16 protein-coding genes and 1 pseudogene are annotated in these 20,758 nt (G+C 57.5%); 9 read left to right on the forward strand and 8 right to left on the reverse strand.

Translation table 11 applies throughout. The annotated features are described in order from the left end of the window. The first annotated feature begins 731 nt into the window (after window positions 1–731). Window positions 732–1,223 carry a DUF72 domain-containing protein gene (locus V6R85_RS21940; RefSeq protein ID WP_236760301.1) on the forward strand — a complete coding sequence of 164 codons (492 nt, stop codon included), beginning with the start codon at window positions 732–734 and terminating at the stop codon, window positions 1,221–1,223. Window positions 1,224–1,907: 684 nt separating this feature from the next. Here the strand turns inward: V6R85_RS21940 and V6R85_RS21950 are convergent. Beyond that, window positions 1,908–2,972, reverse strand: coding sequence for a LacI family DNA-binding transcriptional regulator (locus V6R85_RS21950; RefSeq protein WP_112592346.1), 1,065 nt, complete (start codon window positions 2,970–2,972; stop codon window positions 1,908–1,910). A gap of 226 nt (window positions 2,973–3,198) precedes the next feature. Between V6R85_RS21950 and V6R85_RS21955 the strand changes: the two genes are divergently transcribed. From V6R85_RS21955 to V6R85_RS21970, 4 genes are read left to right on the forward strand one after another with little or no spacing between them, the layout of a single operon-like run. Continuing rightward, window positions 3,199–4,032 (forward strand): ABC transporter substrate-binding protein, encoded by an 834-nt coding sequence (locus V6R85_RS21955; RefSeq protein ID WP_223567600.1) that lies wholly within the window; start codon window positions 3,199–3,201, stop codon window positions 4,030–4,032. 60 nt (window positions 4,033–4,092) lie between these two features. Further along, window positions 4,093–5,601: an amino acid ABC transporter permease/ATP-binding protein gene (locus V6R85_RS21960; protein WP_060723580.1), complete on the forward strand. Its 1,509-nt coding sequence runs from the start codon at window positions 4,093–4,095 to the stop codon at window positions 5,599–5,601. Between the two features lie 19 nt (window positions 5,602–5,620). Then, the gene (locus V6R85_RS21965) at window positions 5,621–6,628 is read left to right on the forward strand and encodes a Gfo/Idh/MocA family protein (RefSeq protein ID WP_336377201.1); all 1,008 of its coding nucleotides are present in this window, start codon (window positions 5,621–5,623) and stop codon (window positions 6,626–6,628) included. A gap of 44 nt (window positions 6,629–6,672) precedes the next feature. Further along, the gene (locus V6R85_RS21970) at window positions 6,673–7,800 is read left to right on the forward strand and encodes an NAD(P)/FAD-dependent oxidoreductase (protein ID WP_111785296.1); all 1,128 of its coding nucleotides are present in this window, start codon (window positions 6,673–6,675) and stop codon (window positions 7,798–7,800) included. 968 nt (window positions 7,801–8,768) lie between these two features. Here the strand turns inward: V6R85_RS21970 and repC are convergent. The 3 genes from repC to repA form a co-directional block, all read right to left on the reverse strand. After that, window positions 8,769–9,983, reverse strand: a complete 1,215-nt coding sequence (repC, locus tag V6R85_RS21975; protein WP_111785295.1) for a plasmid replication protein RepC — start codon at window positions 9,981–9,983, stop codon at window positions 8,769–8,771. Between the two features lie 197 nt (window positions 9,984–10,180). Further along, entirely contained in the window at window positions 10,181–11,209 is a 1,029-nt protein-coding gene (repB, locus tag V6R85_RS21980) for a plasmid partitioning protein RepB (protein ID WP_087747348.1), read from the reverse strand. Beyond that, window positions 11,206–12,429: a plasmid partitioning protein RepA gene (repA, locus tag V6R85_RS21985; RefSeq protein ID WP_060727476.1), complete on the reverse strand. Its 1,224-nt coding sequence runs from the start codon at window positions 12,427–12,429 to the stop codon at window positions 11,206–11,208. Before repA ends, repB begins: the two co-directional genes overlap by 4 nt. Window positions 12,430–12,802: 373 nt before the next feature. Here repA and traI point away from each other — a divergent pair, with 373 nt between their 5' ends. Next, window positions 12,803–13,480: an acyl-homoserine-lactone synthase TraI gene (gene traI, locus V6R85_RS21990; protein ID WP_080865333.1), complete on the forward strand. Its 678-nt coding sequence runs from the start codon at window positions 12,803–12,805 to the stop codon at window positions 13,478–13,480. Next, window positions 13,437–13,802: pseudogene (locus V6R85_RS21995) on the forward strand (P-type conjugative transfer ATPase TrbB); the annotation flags it as partial. The gene traI and the pseudogene V6R85_RS21995, both read left to right, overlap by 44 nt. Before the next feature lie 189 nt (window positions 13,803–13,991). Here the strand turns inward: V6R85_RS21995 and V6R85_RS22000 are convergent. Then, window positions 13,992–14,399, reverse strand: a complete 408-nt coding sequence (locus V6R85_RS22000; RefSeq protein ID WP_020808206.1) for a lysozyme inhibitor LprI family protein — start codon at window positions 14,397–14,399, stop codon at window positions 13,992–13,994. Between the two features lie 614 nt (window positions 14,400–15,013). Here V6R85_RS22000 and V6R85_RS22005 point away from each other — a divergent pair. Further along, window positions 15,014–15,508, forward strand: coding sequence for a hypothetical protein (locus tag V6R85_RS22005; RefSeq protein WP_077998747.1), 495 nt, complete (start codon window positions 15,014–15,016; stop codon window positions 15,506–15,508). On the opposite strand, the gene V6R85_RS22010 is transcribed toward V6R85_RS22005, so the two are convergent. Both V6R85_RS22010 and V6R85_RS22015 read right to left on the reverse strand, forming a co-directional pair. Then, entirely contained in the window at window positions 15,505–16,149 is a 645-nt protein-coding gene (locus tag V6R85_RS22010; RefSeq protein WP_080865335.1) for a response regulator, read from the reverse strand. The genes V6R85_RS22005 and V6R85_RS22010 overlap by 4 nt on opposite strands. Beyond that, window positions 16,146–17,579, reverse strand: a complete 1,434-nt coding sequence (locus V6R85_RS22015; protein WP_336377202.1) for a sensor histidine kinase — start codon at window positions 17,577–17,579, stop codon at window positions 16,146–16,148. Before V6R85_RS22015 ends, V6R85_RS22010 begins: the two co-directional genes overlap by 4 nt. 277 nt (window positions 17,580–17,856) lie before the next feature. Between V6R85_RS22015 and V6R85_RS22020 the strand changes: the two genes are divergently transcribed. After that, window positions 17,857–18,492: a hypothetical protein gene (locus V6R85_RS22020; RefSeq protein ID WP_336377203.1), complete on the forward strand. Its 636-nt coding sequence runs from the start codon at window positions 17,857–17,859 to the stop codon at window positions 18,490–18,492. A gap of 666 nt (window positions 18,493–19,158) precedes the next feature. Here V6R85_RS22020 and V6R85_RS22025 read toward each other — a convergent pair. Continuing rightward, window positions 19,159–20,583 (reverse strand): amidase, encoded by a 1,425-nt coding sequence (locus V6R85_RS22025; RefSeq protein WP_112540268.1) that lies wholly within the window; start codon window positions 20,581–20,583, stop codon window positions 19,159–19,161. Between the last annotated feature and the right edge of the window lie 175 nt (window positions 20,584–20,758).

The following is a 20,758-nucleotide window of genomic DNA, read 5'->3' on the forward strand; positions in this document are numbered from 1 at the left end:
CCTCCGGTTTCCCGGTCATTCGAGCAGGTTTCGGCGAGGATCGGCAGAAATCCGCTCTTATAAGAAGAGCCACGAAGCGAATACTAGACGGCTGCTTTTGGCCCACGGCGGTCATTCGCCTAGTTTCTTCAAGATCTCCGCAACAATGTTGACAGGCAGGGGAGAGGTATCTACGCGCAGATCGGGCGTACAAGCCTCATAGGGCATATTCTGAATTGGTTGCCTATATGGTGGGAATAGACATCGAAGACCCGCGGAACTCCGGCTTAAAACCTTGTCAGCTGACAAGGTTTTACCGGATCGGAGCATCCACCGATTCCTAGTAACGTGACATTTTGATAATCCGCCTGACTTAGGGACCGTATTACCACGGTGGAACCTTGTCAGCTGACAAGGTTTCAAGGCGAACATAGCCGAAACTAATTTTCGAGCCGAGCCTAGACACTTCACCAGTTGAACTGGACCCAGCAACGCAAGGCAGAGAAGACGTGATTTGCTGACAATCGCGGTCGCTACGGCAGCCTGGTTCATACCCAGGAAGGCGACGGAAAAGTTCCCGGGGGGAGGGGGGTAGCTCTTCAACGGTCCGCGTCCAACCTTGACGGAGTCGAAATCAGCTCCACTTTCTACCGTCCGTACAAAGCGTCGACTTTAGCCCGACGGGCTGACGCCGTGCCCGGACCTTTCGATCCTCCGCAAAGGTGCCCAGAGAGATTTCGCATCTGCGCGTAATGAAGGACATCTCAGAACCGTTTGAGACTCTCACAGACGACCCTGGGCCACCAGGCCAAAAGCGCGGACCGCTCTTGTATCAACTTCCGCCATCGTTGACTTTCGATGTCCGAACGTTGGATCACGCACTCAGGACAATGCTTGTGGCCGATAAAGGCAAGATTATCATTGAAGCTCGACACCGAAGCTGGTCGTCGCAAGAGGCAGTTGATCTGCTGGAGACACACAAGATTGACCACGTTTTCGCCGATCCCGCGCCCGTGTGGCCTGCCGAAACCTTCAGCGAGCCCCCACGATGTGTTCGTCTACACGGAAATCCTGAAAGCTACTATTACGCCTATGGTGACGATGAGATCAGATTCTTTTCCAAACTCGTGGCGCCTGAGGGCTGGTGCGTCTCCGACAACACCGCCTCGAGTGCGGCGATCGAAAATGCTCTAACGATGAAATGCATGCCCGCAGGCCATCCTGTGCGAAAGACACCGGGATGAGGCAGGCACACTTGCGATGCCGTTTCCGCGGAAGAGGGGAGGGGAGGGGAGGGGAGGGGAGGGGAGGGGAGGGGAGACCTCACGTGCTTGATCATTAAGTACAGAGTTTCCGCAAATCCGTTGCAATGCCAAGCATCACTTCCCGGCACCAAAAAGCTCGCGGTCATCCTCCCGCTCTCACGGGGAGCCAGCCGAGGGCCCAAGCGCGGCAGCCGCCGGTAATGGCAACCTTCAATTCCGGTTCCGCGTATACGATTATCTGGCCTGGTGAAGAGATCGAAGCTCACCAGCCGTCTGTTCCAACCGGTTCGCCATCGGTCCAATATATGAGCTCCGACTGTGCTGGACCCTCCTCCAAGGGGCGGCTCGTCACCAGGACCCGGGTATTGTCTTCCGGGGCACTTGCCGTATGACGCCACGGCTGGCCCGTTCTCTTTTTCCCTTTCGACTGCCTCAAGTTTGGCCTCGCCTTGAAAAGCGGTCTTTTTCAAACTTTTGAGATTCCCAACACGGAGCGCTTCGCTTCCAATCCCCGCTGTGATGCGGCGCTCAAGTCTCTCCAGGAAACGAAACAGGACGCAGTTTAAGCAGCTGATCCCGGATGGACCCGACACGACGAACTTGATGGAGCTCCCAAGGGGGAGGGGCACGGCGGATAGCAAAAAACGGTCCAGGCAGCGAATATTAAACGGCCTGTATTGAGGCGCGCTCAACGACTTCGGTTTTCAGGACAACTTTGCGGGCAGCTTGATCTCCGCCATTCAACCGATCCACAAGAAGTTTGGCCGCACTCGCTCCCAGTTCATACACGGGCTGCCTAACAACGGTTATCGGAGGCGTGGTTACGGATGTCCAGTCTGCATCGTGGAACGACACCAATGACACATCGCCCGGAATATTTACTCCCAAATCGCGATGAGCCTTGAATACCTCGATACCGATGATGCTGTCTGATGCGATAATCGCGGTCGGACGGTTTGGCGATTGGAGCATTTCGGTGACTATCCCGTGTGTGCGTTCCGGCGTCACAGCGCCAACCTTCACCCATTTCTCCATGCCCGGGAGGCCCGCCTTACGGCAGGCATCAAGATATCCCTCGATACGACGCCGGACTGAGCCGGTGTTGATGTCCTTTGACGTGTGAAAGCAATGATCCGGCGTGTCGCAGGCGGTGATATAGGCAATGCGCCGGTGGCCAAGCCCGATCAGTCGGCGAGTGACGCTCTCTGCAGCATGACGGTCATCTGCAAGGACCGTGTCCACTTCGAGGGTGTCACTCCCACGATCAAGCAGGGCTAGCGGCAATCCTGAACGAATAACCTCGTGCAGGTGCTCGACATCATTTTCCTTAGCTGGAGAAACGATGAAGCCGTCTACACGCCTGGCAAGCAAGTTACGGATGGCCGCTTTTTCGACCAAAACATCTTCACCCGAATTGATGAGGATGACAGTAAATCCCGCTTGTCGGGCGACATCCGTGATACCGCGAACGCCAAGGCTGAAGAACGGGTTTTCGATATCGCCCACCACGACACCAATTGTGCCGGAGCGGCCCGTCGTCATGCTGCGGGCAAGCTCATTGGGACGATAATCCAGGAAAGCTGCGGCGGCTGTGACGGCCTCACGCACCCGGTCGCTAACGGTTCCGTAGCCGCCGAGCACACGTGCTGCGGTGGCCTTTGAGACGCCCGCGCTGCGCGCAACGTCAGCCACGGTCACGGAAGGAGTTTTTGATAGGCTCTTGTCCATAAACGATAGGCTTACAAGAGAACTTGACGACTGGCAAATGCGAAGATAACAATTGCCAATAACCAAAGAGACCGGTCTCTTTCTAATTGAGACCGGTCTCAAATATAAAAAAGACTTCCGACATGCGAACTGCATGGGCCGGGCGGGTGAGGTCACGCCGCCGTCCGGATGGGACCCGTGCGCCTTGAATACATCGCAGACAACGACACCAGAGGAGACGAAACAAATGCGATTTACCGAAGCCTTCACTTCCCCCTTTGCCAAAATCCGCGCTACCGCCATCGCGGCCACGCTCGGTGTCCTCGCAGGCGCGGCGACGCCGGCGCTTGCCGACAATCCGCTTGGCCTCATCGATCCCGCCACCATAAGTGTCGGTACGATGGGCGATGCCAAGCCCTATGCCTTCACCACCGCCGACGGTAACTTTACCGGTTTCGACATCGAACTTTTCCTCAATGTCGCCGGACGCCTCGGCTTCAAGAAGGAACAGGTGGTCTTCACCGGCCAGGAATTCTCGGCCCTGATGCCCTCGGTCGCCAACGGCCGCTTCGATGTTGCAGCCGCCGCAATCGGCACGACGGCCAAGCGCAAGGAGACCGTTGATTTCTCCGACGGTTATCTAGCAGGTTTCCTGAGCGTCCTTACTTCGGAGGCCGGCATCACCGATGCAGCGGGCCTCAAGGGCAAGCGTCTTGGCGTCGTGCAGGGTACGCTTCAGGAAATCTATGCCGAAAAGAATTTTGCCGGCACCGATCTCGTGAAGTTCCCGGACAACAACTCTGCCGTTTCCGCGCTTAACAACGGCACGGTCGATGCCCATTTCCTCGATTTCGAGGCAGCAAAGGACTATTCCGCCCGTTACCCGGCGCTGAAGGTTGCGGTCAATATTCCGAGCTTCGATGCACCGGCCGGTTTCGTCATCCGCAAGGGTAACGATGCATTGCGCGAGGCGCTTAACAAGAGCCTGAAAGAGGCCATGCAGGACGGCACCTGGAAAAAGCTGCACGAAAAATGGTTCCCCGGCACGCCGATGCCGCAGGCATATCTTCCCAAGCAGTGATGCCGCCTTCCGGTCCGGCCCTTACCGGTCGGACCGGCCTTTCTTTCAAGGGATATCCTGATGAACTGGCTTGAAAACCTGCGCCGTAGCTTCCTCGACTGGAACGCCATGGCCGAAGTGCTGCCGACCATGATTACGGTCGGTCTGAAGAATACGCTGATCCTGGCTGCGACCTCGACGGTGCTTGGCGTCGCCATTGGCATGATGCTCGCCATCATGGGCATTTCCCGCTCGCCCTGGCTGCGCATCCCCGCCCGCCTTTATACCGATATTTTCCGCGGCCTGCCGGCCATCGTTACAATCCTCCTGATCGGTCAGGGCTTTGCCCGCATCGGCCGCGAACTCTTTGGCCCGTCGCCTTATCCACTCGGCATTATGGCGCTCAGCCTGATTGCCGGCGCCTATATCGGCGAAATTTTCCGCTCTGGTATCCAGAGCGTAGACCGCGGCCAGATGGAAGCCTGCCGGGCGCTGTCGATGAGCTATGGCCAGGGCATGCGCCTTATCGTCGTGCCGCAGGGCGTGCGCCGCGTGCTGCCGGCCCTCGTCAACCAGTTCATCGGCAACGTCAAGGATTCGAGCCTTGTCTATTTCCTTGGGCTTCTGGCCTCCGAGCGTGAGATCTTTCGCGTAGGACAGGACCAGGCGGTGGTGACGGGCAATCTTTCACCGCTGCTGCTGGCGGGAGTATTTTATCTCATCGTCACCGTGCCGCTCACCCATGTCGTCAATGCGATCGACAATCGCCTGCGGATTGGCAAGCAGCGCCCCTCGACCATCACCAGCGGGCTGGAGGAGGTTAGTGAACTCGACAGTGCAGCCCGCGCCACCGGTGTCTCCTTCAAGGGTGGCAGCCTCGATGTGCGTCGTCTCGGCATGGCCTATGGCGATCTCGACGTGCTGAAGGGTGTCGACCTTTCGGTGAAACCGGGCAGCGTCACCTGCATCATCGGCCCGTCCGGTTCCGGAAAATCGACGCTGTTGCGTGGGCTAAACCGTCTGGTCGAGCCGAAGAGCGGCGATATTCTCATCGATGGTGAAAGCATTCTTGCCATGAAGCCGGAAACGCTGCGCCGCCGGGTCGGCATGGTCTTCCAGCATTTCAACCTCTTTCCGGATCACACGGCGCTGGAAAACGTCATGCTGTCGCTGACGAAGATCAAGGGCCTGCCGGCAGCCGAGGCCGAGCGCATTGCCAAGGCAAGGCTTGCCGATGTTGGTCTTGCGAGCCGCCAGCATCACCGTCCGGGCGGTCTTTCCGGCGGGCAGCAGCAGCGCGTCGCCATTGCGCGTGCGCTTGCCATGGAACCGGAAGTCATCCTCTTCGATGAGGTGACGAGTGCGCTCGATCCGGAGCTGGTCAAGGGCGTGCTCAACTTGATGGCAGAACTCGGCACGCGCGGCATGACCATGGTCGTCGTCACGCATGAAATGGGCTTCGCCCGCCGAGTCGCCGATCAGGTCGTCTTTATGGACGAAGGGCGCGTGGTGGAAGCCGGCACGCCGGAGGCGATATTCGACAATCCGCAGAGTCCGCGTCTTCAGCGTTTCCTTGCGGAAGTGCTCTGAGCGTCGAGAGGAGAAAAAGATGACACGAACGATACGATGGGGCGTGCTCGGTTGCGCGGGCATCGCTGCCAAGGCGGTCATTCCCGCCATCCAGTCTAGCCGCCTGGGGCGCGTTGCGGCAATCGCCTCGCGCGATGCGGGCAAGGCGAAGGAGATGGCGGCCCGCTTCGGCATCGCCACGTCCTATGGCAGCTACGAGGATTTGCTTGCCGATCCGGAAATAGACGCAATCTACAACCCTTTGCCCAATCACCTGCATGTTCCCTTGACGATCAAGGCGCTGGAGCAGGGCAAACCCGTACTCTGTGAGAAGCCGATCGCGCTTGATGCTGCGCAGGCGATGGAACTGGCGGCCGCACAAAAAGCGGCGGGCCTGCCGGTCGCGGAAGCCTTCATGGTGCGCCATCATCCGCAATGGAAGAAGGCGCGCGCGATGATCGCCGGGGGGCTCCTTGGCGAGGTCAGAGCCATCCAGACGATCTTTTCCTATTACCTCGATGATCCCGGAAATGTGCGCAATCAGGTGGATATTGGCGGCGGCGGTCTGTTCGATGTCGGTTGTTATGCCATCAACACGGCCCGTTTCCTGTTCGACGCGGAACCCGTGCGGGCGATCGCGCTCATGGAGCGCGATCCCGTCTTCGGCACGGACCGGCTGACGAGCGGGCTGCTGGCATTTCCGGAGGGAAGGCAGCTTGCCTTTACCTGTTCCACGCAACTTTCCCTCACGCAGAAGGTTACGGTGCTTGGAACGCGCGGGCGTCTGGAAATCCCCATTCCCTTCAATGCACCGGCCGATGAGCCGACCGTCCTTATCTTCGATGATGGCCGCGATCTGGCCGGCGGTGGGCGCGAGGAAATTACGATAGGGCCGGTCGATCAGTATCGCGAACAGGTCGATGCATTTGCCGAGGCCGTTCTCTCCGGCAAGCCACTCGAGACAGGGCTTGGCGATGCGATCGCGAACATGAAGGCGATCGACGCACTTTTCCGCTCCACCACCAGCGGCCACTGGGAAGAGCCCTGATCGCTTCACCCAATCCGTATGACAATTGATTGAAAGCCAACCCCATGACCGACAACACCATCTCTTCGGCCGTCATCATCGGTGCCGGTATCTTCGGCGTTTCCACCGGCGTGCAGCTTGCGCGGCGCGGCATCCAGGTCACGATCCTCAATGATGGCCCGCCCGCCAACGGTGCTTCCGGCCGCTCGCTCTCCTGGCTGAACTCGGCGCGCATGCGCTCTGAACCCTATCATCGGCTGCGTATGGCCGGCATCGACCGTTATCGCACGCTCGCGGCACAGAACCCGGATGCGGAATGGCTGCGCTTCGATGGCGGCCTGACCTGGGATGCGGATGACGAGCGCAACGAGATCGACGCGGCCTATCGCCACGAGGTTTCACTCGCCTATGACGCGCAGCGGCTTTCCGCAGCCGAAGTCGCCCGTGTCGCGCCGGGTCTCGACGCAGGCGCAATCACCCCGCAGGGTGCGATCTTCAATGCCGGGGAGGGCTGGGTCGATCTGCCGACACTGATCGGTGTGCTTCTCAAGGAATTTTCCGGGCTCGGGGGCGTTCTGGTGACGGACCAGGGGGCTGCGCGGGTCGTGATCGAGGGTGGTCGTGCCGTTGGCGCCGAAACCGCAAAAGGTTACCTCCATCGGGCGGACGCTGTCGTGCTCGCCACCGGGCCGGCCGTGCCAAAGATGGCTGCAGAAAGCGGACAGACCATCGGGGACGGGACCCCGATCGCCCTTCTCGTGCAGACCAAGCCGATCGCCCATCCCCTGCGTGCTGTCCTCAACACGCCACGTGTCGCTATCCGACCAGCGCCGGGCGGTACTTTTTCGCTGGATGCTGACTGGGCAGCAGAGGAGGGCGTGACAGTGCGCGCCGACGGCACTTGTGAGATCGATGACGAAATTGTTGCCGAACTTCTGACGGAGGCTGCCAAGGTGTTGGAGGGCAATCCGCGACTCGAAGTCGCTTCGATCAGCGTCGGTGGAAAACCGATTCCGGGAGACGGCGAGCCAGTAATTGGAGCCATCGGAGCCATCCCCGGTTATTATGTCGCGTTCAGCCACAGCGGTGCAACGCTTGGCCTGATCGTGGGCGAGTTGCTTGCTTTCGAGATTGCCACTGGAACCGAACATCCCATGCTCGCGACCTTCCGACCGGAGCGTTTCTCGAAATAACCAGCATCGGGAAAACCTATGGAAGGTAAGCCCGTCCGATCGTGGCGGGCATACTTTGCCGCAAGGCGCTGCAGAATTGTGTTTCGGAAGGTAAGGGAGCAAGCCACTTACCAGTTATCGGCCGGACGAGGACTGGTTATGACGTCGAAATAAAAGGATGAAAGTAACTTGGCAAGATAACTGAACTCAGAGTGGCAGTACATCATGAGTCCAAGCCCGATCTCGTCTGGCATCTGTGTCCCTTCTCGGTGGTATACAGACCGAGTGCGAACCTGCTGCGCAAAACCAGCCCGTCAAGCGTATCTCTGCCACATGCATCGTTCGGCCCGAGACCAGCACACCATCGGAATCCTGAACCACGTTGTCGCCTCGGGGATTCTCCGAGCGCTCCGATGTAGCTGTTGCCCATTTTCCCGTTTTCGTTCCAGCCGGGATGGCGTTTGCGATCGTTTGGATGCCACCAGAGCAAATGCTCCCCGGTTTCCAAATACTTGAAAGCACCAGTCAAGCATGACGCCATTGTAGCCCGGCGTGACGGTTCGGCAAGTGACGACGAAGATAACCGGCACAGCCCGAGCAGTCCTTGCCTCGCTGATTGGGTGAGTCTCTGCGGCGCTGCTCTGGGCCTCGAAGTCCCTTACGAATTCCCAGACAAGGAAGTGTATCGACGAGTCGACGACTGTATCAGGCTTTTCGCGCCGATCTTGAATGGCGCAACGTCGACCGGATGACGACCCAGATGCAACCAGCCGATCTTCAATCTTCGCGCTGGGTTCAGAAGAGGTTCAGTGTTGACGGACCATGGTGGCCATATCTCATCATTCGCAAGGTCGGGCAAACGGACGTAGCGGCAATCCACGGCAGGGTAGGGCGGCGGCTTTTACCGTGTAAACGCCTCGCCACTTTGGTCAACGTTACCAACCACTAGCTAAGAGCGCCCTGGAGGTATCACCTGTGCGAGCCCAATATCACCCAGCGGCTTTGACGTTGTGGCCGCCGGCACGCAGCAGAGCCATAAGGACCGGACCAAGTGAAAATTCACCGCGCTTCGCCTTGCTTGTCAAATCCCGCAGATATCCGCCCGCTGAGTTGATGTGACCGCCGCGCTCAAGAATGCAAGCGATGGTCACCGCCGCATTTTCCGGACCCATCACCTCACAGGCCTCCTGATATGCCGACGGGCTGACACCCAACATTGATCGAACCGCCACGGCAGCCGTCATAAGCTCCCGCCAGTTTCTGATCTCCCCTCCAGGCCCATAGTTCGAAATTTCCGGGCAAGCACGCAAGACAAGTCCAATCGGGAAAGCCTTTATCGGCACATGCACGGCCCGCCCATTTTCACTCGGCTTCGCTTCCAGCTCGTTTCGAGAGCTTGGTTCAAGTTCATTAGGAGGGTTGGTATTTGAATTCTGTATGTGCCGCTCAATTTGGGCATCACTGGTGTTCATTTTTGATGAAAAGTCTCCGGAATTCAGGAGTTTGACGATATCCTCACGCAAACTGCTCATCCTGACTCCGAGATCGCCAAGTTCAGCCAGGCTGGGGCTGCGCGGGATTTCTCTCACGAGAGCAATATAGCGTTCCTCGATTTCGTCCCAATCGCCTGCAGCCCCTTCTTCAACAGCTGCCGTGATGAGCTTGCGGATATCACGCCGGCAGATTGTCAGGTTTTCCTTTGCCCGTCTAAAGGCAATTCGATCGGCCGCAACCTGCTGGGCGAGGCATGCAAGCTCCTCAGCGCGCATAAGAAGCGGCGATATGTCGAAACCGAAGGCGTGTTCGATCGATCCATCGTTATCTTTTCTGGCATAGCGTTTACCGTTGGCGCTATCCTTGCGGATGATCAAGCCGGCCTCGACGAGGAGCGCAAGATGCCGACGCAAGGTAGCGCCTGCAATGCCATGGGCACGAATTGACAGCTGAATGTTCGAGGGAAAGACGATGAGTTGCGCGTCCTGGCGCAGTTCGTTCTCAGGATAGAAGCTCAAAAGCGCGTCGAGAACCGCGAGGCTGCGATCCTGCAGACCAAGCACCTCCCGAGCTTCCGATGCGTCGCGGAAAACCTTCCACTTGTTTGCCGATTTACCTTCCTCGATCCTGCTGGTGGCGATCTGCCGCCTCACAAGCGCAAGGGTAACCTGTCGCCGCCCAAAGGGCGTCGTCACTTGTCCACCTTCCATGTCTTCGCCTCTCAAAAAGGCAAAAGAAGAACGCTCACCGAAACGGCGCCAAAGACTCTTGACTAGGTTTCATGGAAATGCGATTCTCAAGCTCTCACACAACGAGAAGGGCTTCCATGACGGCAACGTTTCGGGGGCCTTTTTCTTTTGCGCGCTTTCCTTCCTTAATTCGTGCCAAAATCCGCTTGCGGCTTCGATCAGTTCTTCGATTTCTCACGACTGAAGCGCTCGGCCAGCGCTGGCAACTCTGATTCAATAAAGCTCAGGAATTCCACCGAGGCCGGCGTGTACGCTGAAATACGAACCTCTTTGGCCGTACGCACAAGCCTGCCCAGTTGCTCGCCTGCGGGGCCAGCAATGACTTTGCCAGTCTCCTTCAAGGGAGCTTTCGGTTTCAGAGCATTAAATGCTGCCAGAAACTTCTGGTCTGATCCCAGGCGCTTTTCGGCGCTGACGGATAAAGCCTTGCTCACAGCATCGTGCAGATCCGGCCTTTCGGAAAAAGTCTTTGCAAAGTCGGCCCATCTCGGACGGCCGACCTTCGCCGCCCGCCCGATTGCTTCGATGATTCCGGACGGGACGGCGCGGTAAACGGACCGCATGCGTGCCAGTTCAGGATCGTCGATGGACAGGGCAGCCTTGATATCGCGAGACTTCACATTGGCATCGTCCATACGGCGGGCAAACAGGGCACGCTCAATCCAGGTCAGATCCTGGCGATCGGCGTTTTCAATACCCTGTGCGATGACCAGTTCAACGTCCGAAATCTCTACCTCGATCGCCTTAACCGGAATTCCGAGGTCCCGGGCGGCCTGGAGCCGGCGGTGGCCGTAGATCACCTGATAGCGGTCAGGTGAGGACGGTGATTTTCGGACCTGGATGGGAACCTTTTGGCCTTCGGAGCGGATCGAATTCCTGAACGCCTCGAAATCGGAGGCATCATCGTCAGGAAGACGATCGGGAAAGGGCGAGGGATCGATTTTGGACGTATCGAGTTCGCGGATGGCGCCTCCGCCGGCCTCGACCAGCGCCTTCAGGCGATCGCGTTCCGATTTGATGTCGTCGATCGCCCGGTGCGCCGCACCAATCACGCCCGCACCGACACGAGCGGATGGACCGGGTTGGGGAGCGGCCGCAGGGTTCTCCGGCGACAGCCGGTTTTCCAGTTCCGCAGAGAGCAACCCAAAATTTGCTACGATGGATTTACGCGATGACTTGCTGGTCATGTGCGCCCCCAACTGGTGTTGATCAGTTTCACAATGGCTTCATTGACGGCGTCGACCGCCTCGCGGGCTCGCTTGTGTGTGTCACGGCCGATCTGGCCCATTTCGAGTTCGTAGATGGAGCGTTTTGCAAGTCCTGCTGCCTCGACGGCTGTGCTTTCGATCAGGGTTGGAAGAAGCACATCGGTACCAAACAGATGGCGCATCATGGCGACAACCTGAGACTGGGGCGCATCGTTGGGATCATGACGGGTGACGAGATAGCGAATGAAATCCTGATCAAGTTGCGCGCCGTTTTCATTCAGCACGCTGATCAGGTCTCCCATCATCAACAGGAACTGGCTCATGGAAGCCACGTCAAGCATCGCCGGATGGACGGTGATGATCATGCTTGTGGCAGCGTAGATTGCGCTGAGCGTCAGGAATCCGAGGGACGGCGGCGTATCGAGGATAACCACGTCATAATCCTGATCGACCTCGGCCAGCGCCAGCTTCAGTCGCTCGAAGAAAATTGCCCCAGAACCGGATTTCTGCGCCAGTACCCTTGGCGTCTCGTGCTCATATTCCATGAGCTCGAGGTTGCCCGGGATCAGGTCGATGCCGTCGAAATAGGTCTTGCGAATAATGTCGCGGATCGATCGACGCTCGGCGTCGTCATAGCGCAACGCCGCATAGATGGTCTCGTTGGCGCCGACGTCAAACTCGGGCTGCGCACCGAAAAGAGCAGAAAGCGAGGCCTGTGGATCGAGATCAAGTGCGAGGACACGATAGCCCTGCAAGGCGAGATAGTGTGCAAGGTGAACACAGGTCGTGGTCTTGGCACTGCCACCCTTGAAGTTGGCAATGGCCACGACCTGGAGGTGTTCTCCCTCGCGGCGTCTCGGTAGGAATCTCAACGCGTCTGCCGGCTTCTGGCTAGCGAAGAGTTCCCGCAACTCGTTGATCTGGGCCAGGGTGTAGACCCGATGATTGTTTTCCAGACGTCCGGGAATCGGGCCACGCCCTTCACTCGACAAGAGTTTCAGGGTGGAATCAGGTATGGACGTCAGCTTTGAAACTTCATTGGTCAGGAAGGGGCGCAGGCTTTTCTCCGACTTCGGCGGATACATGCGTGTGCGCAGTTCCTGCAACTGCTGCGACAAAAGGCTTGCATGGCGGGCAATCTTGCCGCCTGCATCTTCCTTCCGAGCAATTGTTGCTTCAATCTTGTTCGCTATCGCCATATCGCCCCCTTGGCGGACAAAGTTCGGTTTGCCGCCCAAAGCCCGCCAAAGGTACAACACGATTCTCGCGTCGCGTCCAGAGATTAAAAGTTAATGAACTCTTAACGTAACCACGTACGTCCTGAACAAAGGCGGCGCTGCTATTGCGTTATTTTATTGGCTTTCCAATGCCTTAACACTTTAATACGGGCAGCTTTGATTGTCGTTCGGCCCAGGGTCAACTATGCAAGCGCCCGCCGTTTGGAACCGGTCCGGGATCTCTGTACAGCCTCCCAGGGCCGCGATGTGAAAGAACCCGGATTTGTAGAATTCACCAACTGCCGCCCGATTCCCGAATGTGCTGATTTCCATCCAAAGAAAAACGGGGAACTTCATGCACATCATGGCTATCGCCGCACCTCGCAACGAAGGCGAGAAAAAACTGCTGGAAGAGCACCATAAACTTCGTGCGCGGGTATTTTCAGGACGCCTGGGATGGGACGTACACGTCCACGGCGGACACGAACGCGACGCTTTTGACGATCTGGGACCGACATACATACTCGCCGTCTCCGAGGGCGATCACGTGCTCGGCTGCGCGCGCCTTCTTCCGGCAGTTGGCCCCACGATGGTTGGCGATGTTTTCTCATCGCTCCTTCCCGACGGTAATCTCCACCCCCACGATGCCATGATCGAAAGTTCGCGCTTCTGCGTAGACACCTCTCACGAAGTGGCCGGGCGATCAAACAGGGCTCACGAGACGACGCTCGCCATGTTTGCGGGGATCGTCGAGTGGTCCTTACTCGCCGGCTATACCGAGATTGTAACCGTGACCGATTTGCGCTTCGAACGCATCCTCTCCCGTGTCGAATGGCCACTGCGGCGCATAGGTCCCGTCAAGAAAATCGGCACCACAACAGCTGTCGCGGGGATTCTCCCGGTCTCCTCATTGATCTTCGAAAAACTTCAGCCGGCAAATTACTGCTCAATGATGGAATTTCGTCCCAATACGTCCAAAGGAGCGGCTTGTGGCTCATCCCTCGTCCCATGCCAGGCTTGTCAGAAAGCTTAAGGAGGCGCTCGGCGACCAGCTTTGCTCGGCCCTTGATGAAGGCGCGGTGGTCGAAGTGATGCTCAATCCCGACGGCAGACTGTTCATCGAGTATATCGGTCGGGGTATTGCGGCGGCCGGGGAAATGTCGGCGTCGGCAGCAGAAATGTTGATCGGGACCGTTGCGCACGCTCTTCGCTCGGAAGTCGGCATGAACCAACCAGTCATCTCGGGCGAGTTGCCCATCGGCGGTCATCGATTTGAAGGCCTGCTTCCACCGGTCGTCGCAAATCCAGCCTTTTCGATCCGCCGGCGGACTTCGCGTCTCATAGTGCTCGACGAAGTGGCAGAGCTTGACACTTACAGGACGCTAGCTGCCGCCTTGGTAATGTCGCAGACCCTGCCAACCTGCCATCTCCGATGGCGTAGCGATACAAGTTGGCCATGGCCAACTTTTGCTACGCGCTTCGGGGTGTTTTAAGCATAAGGCCCGGCCAACCTGAGTTGAGCGGGCGGAGCGGATTTAAGATGTTCAGTTTGCTGCCGGGACCGGGCAGTCCAAATCGCCCTCGGTGCACTGCAGGTAACCTTTGAGGTCTTCTGTGCGGCTTTGGGTCAGACCTTCGTGGCATGAGCTGTTGACGAACGGATATACGGTCCCAGTACGAACGTTTGAGGTTTGAAAATTGCATTCGGCATCGCGAAACGCGATCCATGCCCTCTGTGTTGCAACGAGTAGCTTGGTAGTATCGGCATCGTCCTTCAGTCGCCCTTCGATCTCCTTGTAGACCTTGTTCATTTCTGCATCCGATTTCTTCAGCGATTCAGATGCGCAGACGTTCATTTCAGTCTGGTTGGTTTTGTCGCCACAACTTTCATCTGCAAACGCGAAGGTTGACGCCGCCAGAACAAATGTGACGGACAGCAGCAAAGCTTTCATGGTGAACCTCTCTCCCTTTAGATGTGCGTTCGAATACCATACGCCGAGACGGAGCTTATCCTATTGGTTGTTTTTTGCGACCACCGGTTCTCATGGTCGATCTTTTCGATAGATTGGCAAGCTCTTCGTTACCTAAGCAGGGCAGCACAGGCGAAGGCGCCGTCAGGGGTCAGAACAAGATCAGGGCGAAATCGTACGCCAAGCAAATTTGTCCATATTCCCAGCAGTTTGCCATCTATTCAGATTTCCAACAAAGTGTTCCTCAGGAACCTGAAGAAACTGTCTCGGCTTTGCCGAAGTTGACAAGGTCGCAGTTCGTGAAGGTGCTGTCGCCGGGCCTTGAAGTTCCATAGCATTACAGCGTCGATTTCGATTTCCCGCTCGTTTCCGTTGCCTGGCAGCGCGCTTTTTGACTTCAGTCTGTCTCGCCTGCGACGTTAGTCTGAGATTTTTGAAGACAAAGGGTTGCTCAAGCGATCGCTTAAGTCGTAACCGTTCGATTGGGCTTGACCACTCAAGGCGTAGTGACGACTTGTATGAAATTGAGTAATTGCCAACTGGCGTCTGCAAAATCGCATGCTGCCGGATCAAATTCAAACGTCAGGAGACAAGAGGTGTTATTGCGTCGCAAGCTGATCGCCATCTTCCCTTGCCTGGTGCTAACCCTCTTCAACACGGCTGCTCCCTACACAATAAAAGTTCACGGTGTCTCGGCGATCGTTGCTGAACAGGTGGCCGATGCCAAGGATGGCAACGGGAATGGTGGCGGTGGAGGCAGCGGAGGCGGAGGCAGCGGAGGAGGTAGCGGGAACGGAGGAAGTAGCGGCAACAGTGGCGGCAACGGTAACAGTGGCAGCAACGGCAATTCGGGCGGCAAGGGAAGCAATAACGGCCAATCGTCGGGCACCGGTAATGCTGCGAAAAGCCAAACCGATGTTAATGACGCGGCGAATTCAGGTCGCGGTGCCCTGACTGTTCGCCATAGGGATGGCATCAGCGAAAGTGTCCAGCGCGGACGATACGTGATGAAGGACGCGAAAGGCCGAACAATCGTCAACCGCGATGCAACGACCGCAGACGAGCAGCGGCTCAGATCGTTCCTTCGTTAACGGCGTCTGTCAATCTCGTCGCGAAACGCCATCGCGGCTTCCGTCCGGTTGCTCACGCCAAGCTTGGTGAAGATCTGCGTCATATGGTGTTTGATCGTCTTTTCGTGCAGGTCCAGCTTGAGACCGATATGCTTGTTGCTTAATCCGGCAGATGCAAGCGCCAGTACCTCCTGCTCACGATCCGTCAACGCGGTAAAGGGATTGGCCCCTGCGCCTGATCCGCTTTCCGAAATCAGGCGTGCAGACAGGGTCGGCGCAACGTAGCTGTCGCCTGCCGCGACGCTTCGAATGATATCAGCAAGTGCACGTGACCCAACCCCTTTCAGGACGTAGCCCTTCGCTCCACTCTTCACCGCTGCCATGACGTCATCGCCTGCCTCGGAAACCGTCAGCATCACGATCTTCTGGCCGGGCACCTGGTCAAGTATAAGCGGGATAGCCTCGAGCCCGCCTCCAGGCATGGAGATATCGAGCAGCAGGACATCCGGTCGGTGCTCTGCCGCTATGCGTAGCGCGTCTTCCTTGCTGCCTCCTTCTCCGACGACGTTGAACCCGTCCATTTCCATCAGGCTTCGGATGACACCTTCCCTGAAGAGGGGGTGATCATCCACAACTGCCAGGCTGATTTGCTGCGCCGTCATGCCTGCTCCATTTCCTCGATGTTAAGGGACATTCGCACGGTGGTCCCACGCTCGGATGAAAAAAGATGGAAGACGCCACCCAGGCTTTCAACACGATCCCTCAGGCCGGCAAGGCCGAGTTTCTGGGGTGAAACATCGCTCACGCGGAAGCCCTGTCCTTTATCGATAACTTCGATGATAATCAGTCCGTCTTCAGATGTTTGCGCAACCTTTTGCCCGACGCCGCCGGCATGGCGATATCCGTTGTTCAGTGCCTCCTGTACAAAGCGATAGATGCATATCTTTGCCGAGGTCGAGAGGCTTGCAGGCGTCTTGTTCAACGAGAGTTCGGCAGAAGCGCCCGTACGCTGCCCGTGCGCGAGGATCGCACGTTTCAGCAGGTCAGCAAGGCTATCCGTTTCTATGTGGGGCAACATCAGCCCGCTGCAAATACCGCGGATTTCCGCCATAGCGTCATCGAGGCTTGTCTTGATGTTCGTCAAGGATGCTTCGCGATCTTCGGTAGGAGTGCAAGGATCGGTGAGCATCGGGCTGTCAAGGCGTAACGAGGCATAGGCGACCAATTGTGCGGGACCGTCATGCAGGTCAGCACCGATGCGGCGCAGATAGCTCTCGTTAAGCGAGGTGGCCCTTTGCGTGGCGCGCTGAACACGTGCACGTAAAGCTTCGTTCTGCCGCAGCAGGGCGGACAGTTCAGCGACGCGATCACTGAGCGCCTTGCGCTGGCTGTCAATAGTACGGCTTCCACGCAAGACGATAATCGACAGGAGGACAAAAAATGTCATCGTAAATGCAGCAACCATGAACCAGCTCAACAGCCGAGCCTGATTGAGGCTCCACTCGAAATCATGGGCTACCTCGAAAAATTCAGAGACGGCGACGACTTTGCCGGACCAGGGCTGCAGGACAGGATTGTAGATTTGCAGAAGTGGATTTTCACTGTCGCGTTCAGCCTCGCTCTCGACGTCACCGATCCGATTGAACCTTGCTGCCATTCGGCCGGAAAACGCCGTTCTGAGGTCATCAGAAAGCGGGAACTGCTTGCCGGAAAGATTTTTGTCGCTGGAATAGAGAATTGTTCCATCGCTGCGCCAGAGCCGGAATGAAAAAAGGCGCTTTCCAAGTGCGCCCTGACCAAGTGTCTCATCCAGGGCCCGCGTTATCGAATCGTCCAGAGCATGGGTGGTTTGCATATCAGGCAGAAGAGGGGCGATCACGCTGTCGACATAAAGCGCTGTCGTCGCTGCGGAGTTACGCGTCACGGCGTTTTCGATCAGGCTGGCAACGAAGTAACCCACGATAACCATCGCACAGACCGCGACAAAACCACCCGCAAGCAGGAATTGCCTTGCAAGGGATTGAGAATTCCAGCGTGCGACGAGATTTGTCAGAGGCACTTTGTATTTACGGCCTGTCGGCAGAACACGCATTATCAGCACTCATCTCCCAACCTTTATAGCTATCCTGGCAAAGCGGATTGTCAACCGTTGCCTCGGGGAGGCGCGGGTTTGCCCCGAAGATGAGCCCGTTCTCACTCCATACAATCAGGGACCATCGGGCGCGATCAATCGGACTATGGTCCGAATGCCCAAGGCATAGGTCCGAGCGGAGTAGAAACCTGAAATTTCGGCAATATTGTAGTGCGCAACAACTGCTGGCACCGCGGCTCGAACTGAAGCGGCGGCAAATTTTATGAAGGACGTTCTCATGAAAATCCGCTCTGTGATCGGTACCGCAAGCCTTGGCCTTGTCCTCGCCGTTGCCCCCATGGCAGGAGATACCGTCGGCCTCATGCATGCTGCTTTTGCCAAGGACGGAAACGGCGGTGGTGGTGGCGGCGGCAATGGTGGTGGCAATGGCGGCGGAAACGGCAGTGGCAACGGGGGAGGCCATGGTGGAGGCAAATCCGGCGCCGGCGAAAGCCGGGCTTCCTCGAACTCATCCGCGCACAGGGGCTCTTCGACATCATTGAAATCGCATGATTCAAACAAGCCCTCAAAAAACCACGGCGAGAAATCGAAAACGCACAGCGCAAAGCCCGGCACTGGCAGCCTTAATTCGATGAAGAGAAATTACCATGCCTATCTGAAGTCCAAGGATCCCAAGATGGCAGCGCTTGCCGCCTACGTGAAGGCATATGCGGAATTCGAAATTCAGTACGGGGTGACGGCCGTGCCCACGGATCCCGCGCTTAGCGAGACTGCGCTGGTTTCGGCGCTGGAACAGTTGGCAAACAGGCCGGTGACCGACGAGGAGCTTGCCGAGGCGAAGAGCATTCTGGGCGCCGGAACAGACACAGGGAAAATTGCAGAAGTTCGCGATGCTCTCGAAGCCGGAAACTGAGAGACAGCCGGAGAGGGAACGGCGACGCCAGGACGAGGCCCGGTCAGCGATCAGGGCAACAGGTTCAGTCGATAAAATCCCCGGCGGCGAGTTTTCTGCCAGGCCCCTGGGGAATTCGGCGTCGACCAATGCTATTGAATTGCCGGAGCAATAACCGGCATTATCGCCGGATCAAGCCGCCCGCCGCGGGCTTGATCCGGCGATATCATGTGGGCGAGACGCATGTCGTGTGCGTGAGTGGGAGGCGGATACCTCCCAATCAATTGCCTGCAGAACCGATTATGTCGAGCCCGAATGGACCGGCTGTATCCCGGAAAGTGGCTGCGGCTACTAACCTCCGTCCGTCGTTTTGCCGCGCACTTGCCGACACTCAAACCAATGTCGATCGCGCCGTGCACCCGAAAGCGGCAAACGCCCGGCATCGGACGAGTAATGACCGCCACGGCAGCCCTGCATTTATCAACGCCTTCAAACTCCGTTTCCCGGGAATAGAAAGTTGGGAAAACTGCCCGCAGCTTTCCAAGGCGCCATTAGGCGGCTGCGGCGCCTTGACTGCGAGCTTCCCGACTCATCGCGACGAAAATAATCGAAGCCTGGATCTGGTGTTTCGCCAGTTTCTTCAGACCGGCTCACGTTTCAAAAGACGGCCTGGAGCGTGCCAGACCTTCAGGCGACTGCATCGCCTGTCCGGATTTCAGCGGACTGTTCATACGCCAGCGCAAATTCCAGCGTTTCCCGGTCACGGCGTGGTGGTCCCACCAACTGTATACCAGTAGGCAGGCCATTCACCCCGAAACCCGCAGGAACGGCTGCCACGGGAAGTCCAGCCAGCGTGGGACCGATCACCACCTCCATCCAGCGATGATAGGTGTCCATGGATTTGCCGTCGATTTCGGTCGGCCAAGAGAGGTCGATATCGAAAGGGAATACCTGTGCGCTCGGCATCAAAATGAAATCATACTGTTCAAACAGTTTGCAGAGATACTGGTACCAGGCCGTCCGGACGACGGACGCATTGAAGATGTCGGTGGCACTGCAGGAAAGCGCGATGTCGAATTCAAACATCTGTTGCCGATTAAGAAGCAACCTTGTTTCTGCCTGGTCATAGAAGGTGCGCAGACCGTGGGTCACGTTGAAGCTGCGCAATATCATCCACGCTTCCCACAGCTTCGGCAGTTCAAAATCCGGCACAAGTTCATCAATAACGCAACCCATGTTCGCCAGAACGGCAAGAGCCTTGCGATCAACATCCAGAACGCCGGCTTCAAAGGGAAGATATCCGCCGAAATCACCGAACCAGGCGACTTTCATTCCCTGGGTTATTGCAGGACTGCGGATTGCCAGGCTTTCGTCCGCCAGGGAAAGAGGGTCGCGCCGGTCATAACCCGCCTGCGTTGCGAGAAGCAGGGCGGCATCCTCCACCGTCTTGCCCATTGCGCCAGAAGTGGCAAGCTGGCCGAGAAAGAGCTCGTTCCCTTTTGCGCCTGGCACTCTACCGAAGCTCGGCCGGAAGCCGATTACGTTGTTGAAGGCAGCAGGATTGCGCAGCGAGCCCATCATGTCAGAGCCATCTGCGACCGGCAGCATTCGGCAGGCGAGCGCCGCCGCCGCGCCACCCGAAGAACCGCCGGCGCTTCTGGTCGCGTCATAAGGATTTCGGGTTGGGCCGTGAACGGGGTTGGTCGTATGGGACCCGAGGCCAAATTCGGGAGTGTTGGTCTTGCCGATGAAAATCGCGCCTGCGGCGCGGACGCGTTCCACATGGAGACTGTCTGCGCTGGAAACGAAATTATCAAAGAGCGGGGACCCCCAAGAACATGGCAGGCCCTGAACTTCGGAGAGATCTTTTATCGCCTGGGGGAACCCGTGCATCCAGCCCCGCGAGCGCCCCTCCCCAAGTTCCCGGTCACAGGCGCGCGCTTCGTCCAGCAACTCTGTGCTTGATCGACGAAAGACGATCGCGTTCACGGCCGGATTGAGAGTATCGATGCGATCGAGGTAGGCTTCCATTACGGAAAGGCAGGAAACCTGCCGCGAGTGGATTGCCCTGGAAAGCGCAGCTGCGGAAAGCCGGGTGATGTCGCCTGTCATCAATCTGTCCTCAATCCAGTGTCGCCAGAAGGCCGGCCATCAGCCTGCCGCGATCGACCAGGCTATCAATTTCGATGTGCTCTTCGAGAGTGTGATAACCTGTGACCTGCCACTGCGAATTTCCTCCAGATTGGATTAGAGTCCGGCCCATTAAAGGACGGACGAATGAAGAAGC

It is taken from the genome of Agrobacterium sp. CCNWLW32 (assembly GCF_037083425.1).
Lineage (GTDB): Bacteria > Pseudomonadota > Alphaproteobacteria > Rhizobiales > Rhizobiaceae > Agrobacterium > Agrobacterium radiobacter.

Excerpts from the sequence above, each read along its gene's own strand:
- repB (WP_087747348.1), bottom strand. The coding sequence starts at position 11,209 with ATGACCAGCAAGTCATCGCGTAAATCCATCGTAGCAAATTTTGGGTTG.
- traI (WP_080865333.1), top strand. The coding sequence starts at position 12,803 with ATGCACATCATGGCTATCGCCGCACCTCGCAACGAAGGCGAGAAAAAA.
- V6R85_RS21960 (WP_060723580.1), top strand. The coding sequence starts at position 4,093 with ATGAACTGGCTTGAAAACCTGCGCCGTAGCTTCCTCGACTGGAACGCC.
- V6R85_RS21940 (WP_236760301.1), top strand. The coding sequence starts at position 732 with ATGAAGGACATCTCAGAACCGTTTGAGACTCTCACAGACGACCCTGGG.
- V6R85_RS22025 (WP_112540268.1), bottom strand. The coding sequence starts at position 20,583 with ATGACAGGCGACATCACCCGGCTTTCCGCAGCTGCGCTTTCCAGGGCA.
- V6R85_RS21950 (WP_112592346.1), bottom strand. The coding sequence starts at position 2,972 with ATGGACAAGAGCCTATCAAAAACTCCTTCCGTGACCGTGGCTGACGTT.
- V6R85_RS21970 (WP_111785296.1), top strand. The coding sequence starts at position 6,673 with ATGACCGACAACACCATCTCTTCGGCCGTCATCATCGGTGCCGGTATC.
- repA (WP_060727476.1), bottom strand. The coding sequence starts at position 12,429 with ATGGCGATAGCGAACAAGATTGAAGCAACAATTGCTCGGAAGGAAGAT.
- V6R85_RS22020 (WP_336377203.1), top strand. The coding sequence starts at position 17,857 with ATGAAAATCCGCTCTGTGATCGGTACCGCAAGCCTTGGCCTTGTCCTC.
- V6R85_RS22010 (WP_080865335.1), bottom strand. The coding sequence starts at position 16,149 with ATGACGGCGCAGCAAATCAGCCTGGCAGTTGTGGATGATCACCCCCTC.
- V6R85_RS21955 (WP_223567600.1), top strand. The coding sequence starts at position 3,199 with ATGCGATTTACCGAAGCCTTCACTTCCCCCTTTGCCAAAATCCGCGCT.
- V6R85_RS21965 (WP_336377201.1), top strand. The coding sequence starts at position 5,621 with ATGACACGAACGATACGATGGGGCGTGCTCGGTTGCGCGGGCATCGCT.
- repC (WP_111785295.1), bottom strand. The coding sequence starts at position 9,983 with ATGGAAGGTGGACAAGTGACGACGCCCTTTGGGCGGCGACAGGTTACC.
- V6R85_RS22000 (WP_020808206.1), bottom strand. The coding sequence starts at position 14,399 with ATGAAAGCTTTGCTGCTGTCCGTCACATTTGTTCTGGCGGCGTCAACC.
- V6R85_RS22015 (WP_336377202.1), bottom strand. The coding sequence starts at position 17,579 with ATGCGTGTTCTGCCGACAGGCCGTAAATACAAAGTGCCTCTGACAAAT.